We start from the raw sequence: 15,690 nt of genomic DNA, 5'->3' as shown, positions 1-15,690 counted from the left end.
CAGGAACCGTTCACGGCGGGTCTGGTACTTCGGCTTCGGGGCGCGTTTCTTGGGCATCGTCGTCAGGCTGAGGGCGGGGGAGAACACAGGGCACAAGGGTATCACTCAGACCCCTTCGCCAAAACGGAATTGTTCAGCGTTTCCTATATTGGCAAAACTTGATGTGATCGCCCTGGGCATCCAAGCAACCTAACTTAAGCCACACCGCCTGCGATGCAACGCTCCGGGACACAAGACAAAAACCGTGGAAGCGACAGCAAGCTCAGCAGGCCGTCGCACTATATTGGACACTGTTGACCAACGATGAATACCACGATCCAGCGACTGAACCCGCTCGAAGTCCCCCTGCACGGCTCGCGTCTGATCGAGGCCAGCGCCGGCACCGGCAAGACCTTCACCCTGGCCATGCTCTATCTGCGCCTGGTCCTGGGGCATGGCGGCGAAACAGCCTTCGCGCGCCCCCTCATGCCGCCCGAGATCCTGGTCGTGACCTTCACCAATGCCGCCACCGACGAGCTGCGCGACCGCATCCGGCGCCGACTGGTGGAAGCGGCAACCGTCTTTCGCAATCAGCCGCCGCGCGATCCGTCCGACCGTCTGCTGCTCGACCTGCGCGACCAGCTCGCCGACGGCGATCTGGCGCACTACGCCCGACGCCTGGAACTGGCTGCCGAATGGATGGACGAGGCCGCCATCTCCACCATCCATGCCTGGTGCTACCGGATGCTGCGCGAACACGCCTTCGACAGCGCCAACGCCTTCGAGCAGACACTGGAGAACGACGACGCCGAACGGCTGCAACGCGCCGCCGAGGACTACTGGCGCACCTTCCTGCTCGGACTGCCCGCCGAACATCTGGAACCCGTGCTGGAACAGTGGTCGCAACCCGCGGATCTGGCCGGAGCCGTCCGGGGTCTGCTGCCGCTGGCCGAGTATCTGCCGCCGGTCGCCGACCCGCCGGACCTGATCGTCGGGCGCTGTCTGAATACCCGCCGCCACACGATCGAGACACTCAAGACCGACTGGCGCACACAGGATCATATCGCCGCCCTGGAGCGACTCTTCGAGCAGGCGGTCAAGAACAAGGCCTTCAAGCAAACCTCACTCAACAAGAACCACCGCGCCAAGGTGCTGGATGGCTTGCGGGTCTGGCTGGAGACGCCGGATCAGACCGAACCCGACATCTTCGGCGGCCAGTCCTGGCAACGGATGTCATCGCTGGCCATCGCCGAAATCTGGAACGATCCCGCCAAGGCCCCGGTCGACGATCCGGCCTGCCGCGCGCTGGCCGACCTGCATGAAACACTCACCACCCTGCCCGATCCCACCGAGGATCTGCTGACCCACGCCGTCCACTGGCTCAAGAGCCACGTCGAGCGCGAGAAGCGCCAAAGCGCGATCATGACCCAGAACGACCTGCTGATCCGGCTCGATCAGGCACTCCAGGGCGAGGGCCGCGAACGGCTCGCCGCCGCCATCCGCCGCCAGTTCCCGGTCGCCCTGGTCGACGAGTTCCAGGACACCGATCCGCTCCAGTACCGCATCTTCTCATCCATCTACGACATTCACGCCAATCACGCCGCCACCGGCTTCTTCATGATCGGCGACCCCAAGCAGGCGATCTATGCCTTTCGCGGCGCCGACATCCATACCTATCTGATCGCGCGCGCCGCCACCCAGGGCCGTCACTACACCCTGGACATCAACTATCGCTCCTCGACCGACCTGATCACGGCCGTCAACGCCCTCTTCGAGCATGGCGAGCGCACCGCCACGCACGGCGCCTTCCTGTTTCGCGAACCAAACGGTCAGGGCAACCCGGTTCCCTTCCATCCCGCGCGCCCGCGCGACCAGGCTGAGCGCACCCTGACCATCGACGGCCAACCCTGTCCGCCGCTCCATGCCTGGATCATCGAACCCGGCCCCAACGGCAAACTGAACAAGGACGTCTATCGCGAGCACACGGCCCAGGCCGCCGCCCGCACCATCGCCGAGCTGCTCCGGCTCGGACAGGAGGGACGCGCCCTGTTGCCCGTGGGTCAGGACGGCGAACGCCCGCTCGAACCCAGCGATCTGGCCGTCCTGGTCAACAATCGCACCGAGGCCGAAGCCATCCGCGCCGAATTACGCCGGCTCGACGTGGCCAGCGTCTATCTCTCCGAGCGCGGCAACGTCTTCGACACGGCGATCGCACGCGATCTGGCGGTGCTGCTGCGCGCGATCGCCGATCCCTTCGACGACCGGCTGATGCGTCAGGCATTGGCCACGCGCCTGCTCGGCCAGGGCTTGACGGAGCTGGACCGGCTCAATCGCGACGAACTCCATTGGGAGACCCAGGGCGAGCGGCTGCGCGCCCTCAACGGACGCTGGCGTCGTCAGGGATTCCTGCCCATGCTCTACCGGCTGATCGGCGAGTTCCGGATCGCCGCCCGTCTGCTCGGAACCACGGACGGCGAGCGGGCCATGACGGATCTCCTGCATCTGGGCGAACTGCTCCAGCGCGCGAGCGAGGAACTCGACGGCGAACAGGCGCTGGTGCGTTTTCTGGAAGAAGCCATCGCCGACAGTGACGCCGCCACGGGCGAAACGCCTGAGGCGCGTCAACTGCGGCTCGAAAGCGACGCGCGTCTGGTGCGGGTCGTCACCATCCACAAATCCAAGGGACTCGAATATCCGTTGGTGTTCCTGCCCTTCATCGCCGACTGCCGACGCACCAACGCCAAGGACCGGCCGCTCAAGACCCATGACGCCGCGCATCGGCTCCAGGTGCATCTAAGCGGCGACGACGCGCTCGTCGCCCAGGCCGACCGCGAGCGTCTGGGCGAGGATCTACGCAAACTCTACGTGGGCCTGACGCGCGCGCGTCACGCCAACTGGCTGGGACTGGGGGTGATCTCGGATCTCGAACACTCGGCGCTCGGCTATCTGCTCGGACTCGACGGACAGGCGGCGGTCGAATGGTCCGGGGACGATCAGCCTGAAACCGAGGGTTCGGGGAGCGAGGCCAATGAAACCGGCACCGGCGATCTGACCGCCCGACTGCACCGACTGTCCTGCGTGACCCTGATCGACCCGCCCGCGGCTGATCCGGCGCCCTATCAGGCTGAGGCGGATGTCGTGCTCGAAGCCGCCCGTCCTACACCCGACTGGCGCCCGCGCGCCTGGTGGATCAGCAGTTACTCGGCTTTGAGCCAGGGCGCGCAGTTGGCCGACAGCGAAGAAGCCGAGGCCGAGACGTCCACGACCTCCCGGCCCGCACCGTCCGCCGATTCGGTCGAAACGGCCAGCGATGAGACCGCACGCGAGGAGCTGGCCGAGACGCGCGTGCTCGACACCCAGGTCCGAATCGATGCGCTCGGCGCCGGCTCGCTGCACGCCTTCCCGCGCGGCGGACGCTACGGCACCTTCCTGCATGGACTGCTGGAATGGGCCGCGACCCAGCGCGCGCCAAAACGAACCGATCAGGCCGCCGACAGCCGACTCGGCTTCGCCACCGTGCTCGCCAGACCTGATGCACGGCGCCGGATGCTCGAACAACGCTGCGCGACGCGCCAACTGGGGGACTGGGTCGAACCGCTCGATGCCTGGCTGAGCGAACTGCTCGATCGCACCTGGTCCCTCGACGCACTCGCCCCGCCCGGCGGCGCGGTGCCGAGTCTGCGGCTTGCCGATCTCGATCCGCGCCGTTATCAGGTCGAACTGGAATTCTGGATCGAGGGACGCGCGGTCGATCTGCGAAAGCTCGATCAACTCATCACCCAGCACACGCTCGACGGCATCGAGCGACCCCAGCTCGCGACCGCCTACCTGAACGGCATGCTCAAGGGCTTCATCGATCTGGTACTGGAACATCAGGGGCGCTATTACGTTCTGGACTGGAAATCCAACTGGCTCGGCCCCGATGACAGTGCCTACACCCAGGACGCCATGCGCGCAGCCATGGTCGAGCGCCGCTACGATCTGCAATACGTCCTCTATCTGCTCGCCCTGCACCGTCAGCTTCGGGCGCGTCTGCCGGACTACGACTACGACCGCCATCTCGGCGGGGCCATCTATGTCTTTTTGCGCGGCGGCCAGTCGGCAAGCCAGGGGCTGTTCATGGACCGCCCGCCGCGCGTGCTGATCGAGTCGCTCGATCGGCACTTTGCAGGAGTGTGATCGATGGAGGCGAATACTCTGATGTCACGCCTGGACGCCTGGACCGAGTCCGGCGCCCTGCGCCCGCTGGACCTGGTCCTGACCCGCTTCATCCAGGAGCAGACGCCCGAGAGCGACCCGGCGGTGCTCCTGGCTGTCGCTCTGACCAGCGAGCGCAACGGGCACGGCCATGTCTGTCTGGATCTGGCTGGAGCCCTCGCGCATCCACATGCCCTGCTCACGCACCGTAGCGACTGGCTCACGCCGCCTCCCGGACCGAGCACCGAGCTGGCCGCACAGCTCGCGTCCCTGACGCTGGACGACTGGATCGCGCGTCTGGCGCAGAGCGGCGCCGTCGAGGATCGGCTCGGCATCGCGACGGCGGTGTCCGATCTCGACGGGTCCGACACGCCTGACCCTGAACACGCGCCTCTGATCCTCGCCGGCACGCCCGAGCGTCCCCTGCTCTATCTGCGTCGTTACTGGACCTATGAGCAGTGCATCCGCGCCGGCATCGCGGCACGTCTGCGCCAACCTTTGGCGCTGCCCGAGGACGCCACGCGCGATCTGCTCGACGTGCTCTTCGCCGAGGAAAACGCCGACACGCCGCCCTGGCAGCGCATCGCCTGCGCCCTGGCCGCGCGCAGTGCCTTCGCGGTCATCACCGGCGGTCCGGGCACTGGCAAGACCACCACCGTGGTGCGTCTGCTCGCCCTGCTGCAAGGACTGGCGCTAGGGTCGGGCGGTCCGGCGCTGCGCATCCGTCTGGCCGCCCCGACCGGCAAGGCGGCGGCGCGGCTCAATGAATCGATCGCCAATCAGGTCGGCCAGCTCCCCTTCGGTCAACTCCCCGGCGGCGAGGCCATGCGGAAGGCGATCCCGACCCAGGCCAGCACCCTGCATCGACTGCTCGGCCCGCTGCCCGATAGTCGCCATTTCCGCTACCGGGCTGGTCAGCCGCTGCCGGCGGATATCGTCGTGGTCGATGAAGCCTCGATGATCGATGTGGAGATGATGTCAGCGCTGCTGTCGGCACTGCGCCCTAACGCAAGGCTGATCGTCCTCGGCGACAAGGACCAACTGGCCTCGGTCGAGGCCGGCGCCGTGCTGGGAGATTTGTGCCGACGGGCGCGCGCGGCGCATTACAGCCGAGAGACGCGCGCTTGGCTGGAGCGGGTGACAGGCGCGCAGATGGCCGAGGATCTGATCGATCCCAACGGACGCCCGCTGGATCAGGCCATCACCATGCTGCGTCACAGCTACCGCTTCCGCGCCGAGGGTGGCATCGGCGCATTGGCCGAGCTGGTCAATGCCGGCGTGCTGGACGGTCAGCCGGTGCGCGATCCGCTGGCGGCGCTCGAAACGCTCTTCGCCCGCCAGGCCGATCAGCCTGATCCGCGTCTCGGGAGCATCCGGCGGATTCGTCTGACAAACGAGCAGGATGCACAGCTCGACCAGTTGGTGCGCGAGGGCTATTGGCGCGGCCCGAAACACCAGGGCTATCTCGCGGTGCTGCACGAACAGCGTCCCCCGGACGCCGCGGCCCCCGAAGCCTTCGACGACTGGGCGCGCGCCGTACTCAAGGCACAGGCCAGCTTTCAGTTACTCACGCCCCTGCGTCAGGGGCCCTGGGGTGTTGAGGGTCTGAACCGGCGTATTCAGCGTCTGTTGAGCCTAGGCGCGAATGCCCCCATCGCCGGCGCGAACGAGCGCCAGTGGTTCGAGGGGCGACCCGTACTGATCACTCGTAACGACTATGGTCTGGGTCTGATGAATGGCGACATCGGTCTCAGCTTGCGCGTGCCGGCGCGGCGCGATGAGCACCATGCGTCCACCGTGCTGCGCGTGGCTTTTCCAGCCGGCGACGGCACAGGCGCTATCCGCTGGATTCTGCCGAGCCGTTTACAGGCGGTCGAGACAGTTTTTGCCATGACGGTGCACAAGTCGCAGGGTTCGGAGTTCACCCATACCGCACTGGTGCTGCCCGATGTCTCCAACCCGGTGCTGACGCGCGAGCTGATCTATACCGGCATCACGCGCGCCAAGTCGTCCTTCACGTTGCTCCACAGCCGTGACTCGGTGGTGCGCGAGGCGCTCGGGCGGCGGGTGGAGCGTGTCAGCGGATTGGCGATGGCGCTGGACCAAAACTGACTGTTGAAACCCTGAGCAATTCATGGTTTCTGCTAATTCCTATGCGATCATTGGCATTGCGCAGATTCCATTGCCGTTCTCATCCATCCAACAACAGGATCGACAACCCATGTCAAATCAACCACAACGCTATGACCTGATCTCCCAGCTCTTCCACTGGCTCGTGGTAGCGCTGCTGATCGGACTCATCGGTACCTTCTACGCTCACGACCTCACACCCGAGTCATCCGATCTGCATCTCTCATCCATCAAGCTGCATGTCTCGCTCGGTCTGCTGACCTTCGTCGTCGTGGTCGCTCGTATCGGTTGGTCGCGGATGGTTGGCACACCCGAGCCGCTCTCCAGGTGGCGCGTGATCAATTTTGCCGGAAAGGGCTTCCACGTTCTGCTTAATCTGGCAACCCTGCTGATCCCCATTTCGGGCTTTCTGCGTGTTGCTTCCAAGGACAGATCCGCTGAGTTCTTCGGGCTGTTCCAGATCCCCTCGCCGATCGGCAATGCTCCGGTCCTGAACGACCTCATGCACCTGCTGCACGGCAAGCCAATGGAGATCCTGCTTTACGTGCTCGTCGGCCTGCATGTAGCCGCCGCCCTGTGGCATCAGTACATCCTGCGTGATCACGCCCTGGAGCGCATGCGGCCCTGGTCGCGCCGTGCAGACAGCGATCCGCAGTCAGCGGCATAGATCACAGCAACCCGCGCTCGGCGAATGAGGTTCCATCTCCGTCGCCGACGATGATGTGATCGAGCACGCGCACATCGATCAACGACAGCGCCTCCTTGAGCCGCTGTGTGATGCGCAGATCCGCTTGACTCGGCTCGGCAACCCCTGATGGATGGTTGTGGGCGAAGATAACAGCGGCCGCGTTGGTCTCGATCACGCGCCGCACCACTTCACGCGGGTGCACGCTTGCCCCGTCGATCGTGCCGCGAAACAATTCTTCGTAGACGATGACCCGGTGACGGTTGTCGAGAAAGAGACAGGCGAAGATCTCGTGCGGTGAGCCGTAGAGCCGCAGCTTGAGATAGTCGCGCGTGGCCTCGGGACTGGTCAGCACGTCCTGGCCGCTGATGCGCGTGAGCAGATAGCGGCGGCTGAGTTCGAGCACGGCCTGGAGTTGGGCATACTTGGCGGTGCCCAGTCCCTTGCCGTCGCAGAAGCGACGCTTGTCGGCCGCCAGCAATCCGGTGAGTCCGCTGAAATCATGCAGCAGATCGCGCGCCAGATCGACCGCGCTCTTGCCTGGAATGCCGGTGCGCAGAAAGATGGCGAGCAGCTCGGCATCCGACAGCGCGCCTGCGCCACGCTCCAGCAGCTTTTCGCGTGGCCGATCACCTTCGGGCCAGTCCTTGATCGCCATGCGCCCTCCCTCTGTTCACGTTGATCGTGGGTTCATCCGTCGGCGATGGATCGACGGATCGGTTAAACTTGAGGCTGCATTTTAGAGCAGAATACACAATAAGCTCATGAATTTGAATCCAGGTTCACGGGTACTGCTGGGCGTCGGCGCTGGCATCGCCGCTTACAAATCCGTCGATTTAGTCCGCCGTCTCAAGGAGCGTGGCGCCGATGTGCGCGTGATCATGACGGAGTCGGCGACGGCGTTTGTCGCGCCGCTGACCTTTCAGGCCGTGTCCGGCCATCCGGTGCGCACCACCTTGCTCGACCCTGGCGCCGAGGCGGGCATGGATCACATTGAGCTGGCGCGCTGGGCGGATCGATTGCTGATCGCGCCGGCCACGGCTGATGTCATGGCACGACTGGCGGCGGGTCTGGCGAATGACCTGCTGACGACCGTAGCCCTGGCCTGTGAGGCGCCACTGTTCATCGCGCCGGCGATGAATCAGGCCATGTGGCGTCATCTGGCGACGCAACAGAATCTGGAGACGCTGCGCGCGCGTGGCGTGCATATCCTGGGGCCGGGCGTGGGTGAGCAGGCCTGTGGCGACCTGGGGCCGGGACGGATGCTGGAGCCGTTGGAGATCGCGGAAGCGTTGTTTCCGCCGCCGGCGCGTCCGCTGGCTGGCGTGCGCTTGCTGCTGACCGCCGGACCGACACGTGAGCCGCTCGATCCGGTGCGTTTTCTGGGCAATCGAAGTTCGGGGCGGATGGGGTTCGCGCTGGCCGAGGCGCTGACTGAATTGGGCGCGCATGTCGTGTTGGTCGCTGGCCCCGTGACCCTGCCCGCGCCGCGCGTGGCTGAGCGTGTCGATGTCGAAACGGCGCTGGACATGCATGGCGCGGTTATGGAACGCGCCGCCGACTGCGATCTGTTCGTCGCGACGGCCGCAGTCGCTGATTATCGGCCCATGGACCCCGCAGAAAACAAGATCAAGAAGAACGCGGATGAACTGACGCTGCGCCTGGTTCGCAACCCGGACATTCTTGCCGAGGTCGCGGCGCTCGATTCGCCGCCCTTCACCGTCGGCTTCGCGGCTGAGACCGATCACGTCGAGGAATACGCGCGCGACAAGCTCAAGCGTAAAAAACTCGACATGATCGCCGCCAATCAGGTCGGCGGCACGCACGGCGGATTCGAGCGTGCCGAGAATGCCCTGACCGTGATTTGGCGTGACGGCCAGCGCGAGCTACCGATGATGGACAAGACCCAGCTTGCGCGCGAACTCGCCCAACTGATTGTCGAACGCTATCAAGAACACCATGCTGCATCGTCTTGAAGTCAAATTACTCGACCCGCGACTTGGAAGCGATTTTCCGCTTCCGCACTATGCGACCGACGGCTCGGCCGGACTGGATCTGCGCGCCATGCTGGATGCGCCGCTAGATCTCGCGCCCGGCGGCTGCGAGCTGATCCCAACTGGACTGGCGGTGCACATCGCCGAACCGGACGTCGCCGGGATGATCCTACCCCGCTCAGGACTCGGGCACCGCCATGGCATCGTGCTCGGCAACCTAGTGGGCCTGATCGATTCGGACTATCAGGGGCCGCTCATGGTCTCGTGCTGGAACCGGGGGCATCAGTCCTTCCGTATCGAGACCGGGGAACGCATCGCCCAGCTCGTCCTCGTGCCAATCCTGCGCGCTGAGCTGGAACTCGTCGAATCCTTCGAGACCTCGGCGCGCGGTGCGGGCGGCTTCGGGCATACTGGCACGCATTGAGGCCAATCCTGAACACGCCAAAAAATCCGGCTAACCCCGTCCATTTTTCAAAAATGAGTCCCGCCGTCATGTCACTGCCAACCGAACGCGCCCAGACCATCGCCCATGTCCTGATCGAAGCCCTGCCCTACATCAAGCGCTTCCAGGGCAAGACCATGGTGATCAAATACGGCGGCAACGCCATGGTCGACGCGGCGCTGAAAGAAAGCTTCGCCCGCGACGTGGTGCTGATGAAGCTCGTCGGCATCAATCCAGTGATCGTGCACGGCGGCGGCCCGCAGATCGGCTCGCTCCTGACCCGGCTCGGCAAAGCCAGTGAGTTCGTGCAGGGGATGCGCGTCACCGATTCCGAGACCATGGACGTGGTCGAAATGGTCCTCGGGGGGCTGGTCAACAAAGAGATCGTCAACTTCATCAACCGCCACGGCGGCGCGGCTGTGGGCCTGACCGGCAAGGACGGCGATCTGATCCACGCGCGCAAGCTGCTCATCAAGCGCGACGCGCCCGAGCTGCATGCCCCCGAGATCATCGACATCGGTCATGTCGGCGAGGTCGAGAGCATCGATCCGGCCATCATCCACATGCTGACCAAGAGCAACTTCATCCCAGTGGTTGCACCGATCGGCGTCGGCACCGACGGGCATTCCTACAACATCAACGCCGATCTGGTCGCCGGCAAGATGGCCGAGGTACTGCGGGCCGAAAAACTCCTACTCCTGACCAACACCGCCGGTCTGCTCGACGCCGAAGGCCGGCTCATCTCCGATCTCGACGTCGGGCGCGTGCAGACGCTGATCGAGGAGGGCGTGATCCACGGCGGCATGCTGCCCAAGATCCGTTGTGCCATCGAGGCCGTGCAGTCAGGCGTAAAGTCGGCGCATATCATCGACGGACGGGTGGAACATGCCGTCATGCTCGATCTCTTTACCGATACAGGTGTGGGTACGCTGATTCGGGGGCGGTGAAGCGACAGACCGCCGCGCGACCTCTCAGCCTGGACGCAGATGCTCGATGTACTTGGGCGTGTCGAGCATCGTCAGGCGCGCGGCGGTTCCGATAACGCGCAAGCGGGACTCAGTCCCCTCGAAATGCAGCTCACAGCGGATGTGCCCGCGACTCTCGAAAGGCAGAGGGATCATGTCGCGATAGGTGTAGATGTTCTCGTCGAGATCGCCGCCGGCACAGACCAGCGGCCCTTCGGGTGGGCGCTCCGCGAGTTCGACACCCTCGATCAGAAGACGTCCGGCCTGCCACCAGCGCGTGCGCTCGGCCGAACCGGTCATGCTTTTGATCAGAGAGGCGCGTGCAAAACGGATCTCGAGCTGATCGCCGTTCAAGTCGATCGACTCGATCTCCGAACCCTTGAGTTCGATACTGCTACTGTCCAACGCGGTTCGCTCCCGTGTCGCTGAAAACCAATCAAAGTTTCGGTCTGGCCTGAAGGTTCAGGCTCACTGGGTCGCTTCCGAAGCGCCATCCTCCTCACCCGAGAGTTCCACCTCCAGACGCAATTCCTTGAGCTTACGAGTGAGGGTGTTGCGTCCCCATCCCAAGAGCCGTGCGGCGTCCTGACGTCGCCCGCCGGTGTGTTCGAGCGCGGTCTGGATGAGCGCGCGCTCGAATGCCGGCAAGGCCGTATCAAGCAAGCTCTCGCGCCCCTCCTTGAGCCGCTGCCGCGCCCAGCGACGCAATCCATGCTCCCAGGACTCGTCGCGCCCGCTCTCGGTCAGGGCGGCACTGAGTTCGGGCGGCAGATCCTCGGCATGAACATGCTTGCCGGAGGCCATGACCGTCAGCCAGCGGGCGGTGTTTTCCAATTGTCGCACATTGCCCGGCCAGTCGAGCCGCTGGAGCTGGTCGATGGCGTCTTGCAACAAGACCTTGGGTTCACAGCTCAACTCACGCGCCGCCTGCGCCAGAAAATGACGCATCAGGAGCGGGATATCCTCGCGTCGGTCGCGCAGGGCCGGCAGATGGATGCGGATGACGTTGAGCCGGTGGAACAGATCCTCGCGAAAGCGCCCATCGCGCACGAGCTGTTCGAGATTCTGATGGGTGGCGGCGATGATGCGCACATCGACCTTGATCGGTGCCATGCCGCCGACACGATAGAACTCGCCATCGGCCAGCACCCGCAACAACCGCGTCTGGAGTTCGGCGGGCATGTCGCCGATTTCGTCGAGAAACAGCGTGCCGCCGTCGGCCTGCTCAAAACGCCCTTCGCGCCGCGCCTGAGCACCGGTGAACGAACCGCGCTCATGCCCGAACAGCTCGGACTCCAGCAGATCGCGCGGGATGGCCGCCATGTTGAGCGCGATGAAGGGATGCCCACTGCGCGGACTATGCCGGTGCAGGGCATGGGCGACCAGCTCCTTGCCGGTGCCGGACTCGCCATTGATGAGCACCGTGATGTTGGAGCGCGCCAGGCGACCGATCGCGCGAAAGACGTCCTGCATCGCCGGCGCCTCACCGATGATGTCGGGTCCGCGCGCGACACTGACCTCCTCGGCGCGCTCCTCGCGTCCACGCCGGCAGGCCCGGCTGACCTGCGAGACGGCTTCGTCGAGATCGAACGGCTTGGGCAGATACTCGAAGGCCCCGTCCTGGAAGGCCGAGACCGCGCTGTCGAGATCCGAGTGCGCGGTCATGATGATCACCGGCAGCCCCGGATAGCGGCTGTTGACCTGACGCAGCAGCTCCAAGCCGTCGATGCCCGGCATGCGGATGTCAGTGAGGATCACATCGGGCTGCTCGCGATGCAGCGCCTCCATGATGCCAACCCCATTGGAAAAACAGGTCACCTGCATCTCGGCCTTGCGTAGCGCGCGGTCGAGCACCCAACGAATCGAGCGGTCGTCGTCGATGACCCAAACGTTTGGCTCTCTGCTCATCGGCTCGGCTCCAGGGGCAGATAGACATAAAAAACGGTGTCGCCCGGCTGACTCTCACACTCGATCAAGCCGCCATGCTGGTTGATGAGTTCCTGGGCGATCGAGAGTCCGAGTCCGGTTCCGTCCGGGCGGCCCGAGACCATCGGATAGAAGATCCGGTCGCGGATCTCCTCGGGGATGCCCGCACCATTGTCCCGAACCTGAACTTGGAGCACCAATTTGTGACGGCGGTTGCCGATGGTGAACTGACGCAGCACCCGAGTCTTGAATTGCAGACAGCCGTGCGGTCCGGCCGCCGTGGCGGCATTGCGCGCCAGATTGAGCAGGGCCTGGATCAGCCGGTCCTGATCGGCGATGAAGTCCGGGAGGCTCGGATCATAGTCGCGCTGGACTTTCGGACCGCGCGGCGATTCGGCCAGGATGAGTGTGCGGACATACTCCAGCACGTCATGGATGTTCACCGGCGTGCGGCGCGGCAGGCGATGCGGGCCGATCATGCGGTTCATGAGCGCCTGGAGACGGTCGGCTTCATCGATGATGATACGGGTGTATTCGCGCAGCGCGGCCTCGGGCAGTTCGCGCTCCAGGAGCTGGGCCGCCCCGCGTAAGCCGCCGAGCGGATTCTTGATCTCGTGGGCCAGTCCGCGCAGCAGTGCCTGGGTCGCCTGATGTTGCGACAGGAGCTGTTCCTCGCGCGTGATCCGCAGTTGGCGGTCGACCTGATAGAGTTCGACCAGCACTTCTCTCTCTGCATCAAAATGATGCAAAGGCAGCACGGTGCAATTCACTGTTTTGGTGCGTCCATCGCTGATCAGGACGTTGATCTCGCGCTCGGTGAAGGGATGACAGGAGGCGAGCGCCGCGTTCAAGCGTTCCTCAACGCTCGCGTCCGGACAGGGCAGCAGGTTCGCGGCCGCCTGTCCCAGCAGGTGACGCGCACTGACCTCGAACAGCACCTCAGCGGCTGGATTGATGTACTTCAACCGGAGTTCAGCGTCGAACAGCATCACGGCTGTGTTGAGATGATCGAGTATCCTTCGTTCGAGATTCGGTTTGGTCGCGTGACTCGTCATCCGTTTGATCCTTAGAGAGTTCTTGTCTGGCGCGACCGCGACGCCAGGCACGGGTCGACACCTGGGGGCACCAGCGATCACTGGCATCCGGGATACCAGGGCGCGTCATCATCGAAAAGCAAGAAAAATACCAGCTTCCAGCCAGCGACGTTCTGAGTAGGTGAGGATCTGAACAGCTCAGGGCAGTTGGCCGGGCACCCTGGGTTGGCGAAGCTCGAAGGTTCGGGGGGCGGATTGCGCGACGATCCGGTCGTCAGCGCCACGGATCTGGAGCTGGAGCCGATGGCGACCAGCACCGAGACCTGTCAGCTTGAACTGCGTATGCGCGCCCTCGACGGTCAGTTCGCTCCCATCGAGCAGCAGGAGCAGACGGTGGCCGCTGATGAGCGCCGGATCGAGGCGCAGACTCACCGGAACACCTGAGTCGGTCTCGGTCAGCGTCGCATCGATTTCAGGGGCGAGGATGTCGAGTTCGGCATAGGGACCGCGATAGGCTTCGTCAGGCGAGCCGGGTCCGAGTGTCGTGGTTGGATTTGAGCCGGCTGACGTGCTGAAGCGCACATCGACCCGTTCGGCGTCACGCGCCGGGCGATCAGAGAAATGGACGCGTCCGTCTGCATCGACCCAGCGATAGATCTCCGCGTTGGACGGCGAGCAGACAAGCAGCAAAAGAAGAATCGGCGCGGGTCTGAGCATGGTCCTAAGACTAGCCCAACCGCGCCGATCCGAACAGGCCTTAGAGGCTGTAGTACATATCGAATTCGACCGGGTGGGTCGTCATCCGAATGCGCGTGACCTCGTTCATCTTGAGCGTGATGTAGGCGTCGATCAGGTCATCGGTGAAGACGCCGCCGGCGGTCAGGAACTCGCGATCCTGGTCGAGATGTTCCAGCGCCATGTCGAGCGAATGACAGACGGTTGGGATCGACTTGGCCTCTTCGGCGGGCAGATCGTAGAGATCCTTGTCCATGGCATCGCCGGGGTGGATCTTGTTCTGGATACCGTCGAGACCGGCCATCATCATGGCGGTGAAGGCCAGATAGGGGTTGGAGCTGGCATCCGGGAAACGCACCTCGATGCGGCGCGCCTTGGGGCTGGAGACGTGCGGGATGCGGATCGAGGCCGAGCGGTTGCGCGCCGAGTAGGCGAGCATGACCGGCGCTTCGAAGCCGGGCACCAGACGCTTGTAAGAGTTGGTCGAGGCGTTGGTGAGGGCGTTGAGCGCACGCGCGTGCTTGATGATGCCGCCGATGTAATAGAGCGCAGTGTCAGACAGACCGCCGTACTTGTCGCCGGCGAAGATGTTCTGACCGTCCTTGGCGAGCGACTGATGCACGTGCATGCCGCTACCGTTATCGCCGACCAGCGGCTTGGGCATGAAGGTCGCGGTCTTGCCATAGGCGTGGGCGACGTTCTGGACCACGTACTTGAGGATCTGATTCCAGTCGGCACGCTTGACCAGGGTGCTGAACTGGGTGCCGATCTCGCACTGTCCGGCGGTGGCAACCTCGTGGTGGTGCACCTCGACCGGAACGCCCATCTCTTCGAGCGTCAAACACATGGCCGCGCGCAGGTCGTTGAGCGAGTCGACCGGCGGCACCGGGAAATAACCGCCCTTGACACTCGGACGATGGCCCATGTTGCCGTCGGGGAAGACGCGCTCGGAGTTCCAGCCGGCTTCCTCGGAATCGACCTTGTAGAAGCAGCCGCTCATGTCGGCGCCCCAACGGATGTCGTCGAGGATGAAGAATTCAGGCTCGGGACCGAAGAAGGCGGTATCGGCGATGCCGGTCGACTTCAGGTAGGCCTCGGCGCGCTTGGCCACCGAACGCGGATCGCGCTCGTAGCCCTGCATGGTATCGGGTTCGAGGATGTCGCAGCGGATGATGAGCGTGGCTTCATCGGAGAAAGGGTCCATGACCGCCGTGTCGGCCTCGGGCATCAGCACCATGTCGGAGGCCTCGATGCCCTTCCAGCCGGCGATCGAGGAGCCGTCGAACATCTTGCCGTCCTTGAACACATCCTCATCGACAGTGCTGGCCGGCACGGAGACGTGCTGCTCCTTGCCACGGGTGTCGGTGAAGCGAAAATCGACGAATTTCACTTCATTCTCTTTGATCAGCTTAATGACGTCAGTCATTCGAATTGTCTCCGCTACGTGGTATCTACGAACAGTCTGGCCAGCCAACGCGATGCGCTCGAACTCGATCCGCCTCGCGCTCGATGCGGGAACCTAGCAGGTCGAGCATCGCGCCGCACGAAATCGGTGGTCCCGAATGGATGGGGTCGCCTCGGTCGTTGGAATCGATGTCCTGAC

At 64.2% G+C, this 15,690-nt stretch carries 13 protein-coding genes; 7 read left to right on the top strand and 6 right to left on the bottom strand.

Features of this window, described 5'->3' with window-relative positions; all coding sequences use genetic code 11:
• From GJ668_RS20300 to GJ668_RS05545, 4 genes are all read left to right on the top strand, one after another.
• Positions 1-193: hypothetical protein (locus tag GJ668_RS20300; RefSeq protein WP_222930754.1), on the top strand; the 193-nt coding region annotated here is incomplete at its 5' end.
• Between the two features lie 110 nt (positions 194-303).
• Positions 304-4,158, top strand: a complete 3,855-nt coding sequence (recB, locus tag GJ668_RS05555) for an exodeoxyribonuclease V subunit beta (protein ID WP_155449153.1) — start codon at positions 304-306, stop codon at positions 4,156-4,158.
• Positions 4,159-4,161: 3 nt separating this feature from the next.
• Positions 4,162-6,288, top strand: a complete 2,127-nt coding sequence (recD, locus tag GJ668_RS05550; RefSeq protein ID WP_155449152.1) for an exodeoxyribonuclease V subunit alpha — start codon at positions 4,162-4,164, stop codon at positions 6,286-6,288.
• A gap of 109 nt (positions 6,289-6,397) precedes the next feature.
• The gene (locus GJ668_RS05545) at positions 6,398-6,973 is read left to right on the top strand and encodes a cytochrome b (RefSeq protein ID WP_155449151.1); all 576 of its coding nucleotides are present in this window, start codon (positions 6,398-6,400) and stop codon (positions 6,971-6,973) included.
• A gap of 1 nt (position 6,974) precedes the next feature.
• Here the strand turns inward: GJ668_RS05545 and radC are convergent, their stop codons facing one another.
• The gene (gene radC, locus GJ668_RS05540; RefSeq protein WP_155449150.1) at positions 6,975-7,649 is read right to left on the bottom strand and encodes a RadC family protein; all 675 of its coding nucleotides are present in this window, start codon (positions 7,647-7,649) and stop codon (positions 6,975-6,977) included.
• Between the two features lie 106 nt (positions 7,650-7,755).
• Here radC and coaBC point away from each other — a divergent pair, with 106 nt between their 5' ends.
• From coaBC to argB, 3 genes are all read left to right on the top strand, one after another.
• Positions 7,756-8,967, top strand: coding sequence for a bifunctional phosphopantothenoylcysteine decarboxylase/phosphopantothenate--cysteine ligase CoaBC (gene coaBC / locus GJ668_RS05535; protein ID WP_155449149.1), 1,212 nt, complete (start codon positions 7,756-7,758; stop codon positions 8,965-8,967).
• Complete coding sequence (gene dut, locus GJ668_RS05530; protein WP_155449148.1) at positions 8,951-9,409, top strand: dUTP diphosphatase; 459 nt, start codon at positions 8,951-8,953, stop codon at positions 9,407-9,409. The genes coaBC and dut overlap by 17 nt, the downstream gene beginning before the upstream one ends.
• 68 nt (positions 9,410-9,477) lie before the next feature.
• The gene (argB, locus tag GJ668_RS05525) at positions 9,478-10,374 is read left to right on the top strand and encodes an acetylglutamate kinase (protein ID WP_155449147.1); all 897 of its coding nucleotides are present in this window, start codon (positions 9,478-9,480) and stop codon (positions 10,372-10,374) included.
• Positions 10,375-10,398: 24 nt separating this feature from the next.
• Here the strand turns inward: argB and GJ668_RS05520 are convergent, their stop codons facing one another.
• The 5 genes from GJ668_RS05520 to glnA all read right to left on the bottom strand — a co-directional run bounded on the left by GJ668_RS05520 (position 10,399) and on the right by glnA (position 15,513).
• Entirely contained in the window at positions 10,399-10,797 is a 399-nt protein-coding gene (locus GJ668_RS05520; protein ID WP_155449146.1) for a hypothetical protein, read from the bottom strand.
• Between the two features lie 63 nt (positions 10,798-10,860).
• On the bottom strand, positions 10,861-12,300 hold the full coding sequence (ntrC, locus tag GJ668_RS05515) for a nitrogen regulation protein NR(I) (RefSeq protein WP_155449145.1): 1,440 nt from the start codon (positions 12,298-12,300) through the stop codon (positions 10,861-10,863).
• Positions 12,297-13,373, bottom strand: a complete 1,077-nt coding sequence (glnL, locus tag GJ668_RS05510) for a nitrogen regulation protein NR(II) (RefSeq protein ID WP_155449144.1) — start codon at positions 13,371-13,373, stop codon at positions 12,297-12,299. Before glnL ends, ntrC begins: the two co-directional genes overlap by 4 nt.
• Positions 13,374-13,550: 177 nt before the next feature.
• Positions 13,551-14,042 carry a DUF4124 domain-containing protein gene (locus GJ668_RS05505; RefSeq protein WP_186342907.1) on the bottom strand — a complete coding sequence of 164 codons (492 nt, stop codon included), beginning with the start codon at positions 14,040-14,042 and terminating at the stop codon, positions 13,551-13,553.
• Positions 14,043-14,109: 67 nt separating this feature from the next.
• Complete coding sequence (gene glnA, locus GJ668_RS05500; protein WP_155449142.1) at positions 14,110-15,513, bottom strand: glutamate--ammonia ligase; 1,404 nt, start codon at positions 15,511-15,513, stop codon at positions 14,110-14,112.
• Positions 15,514-15,690 lie beyond the last annotated feature (177 nt).

This window comes from Allochromatium palmeri (assembly GCF_009720725.1).
Taxonomy (GTDB): domain Bacteria; phylum Pseudomonadota; class Gammaproteobacteria; order Chromatiales; family Chromatiaceae; genus Thermochromatium; species Thermochromatium palmeri.
The sequence above is the reverse complement of the archived record's forward strand: the minus strand, read 5'-3'. Positions and strand labels throughout refer to the sequence as shown.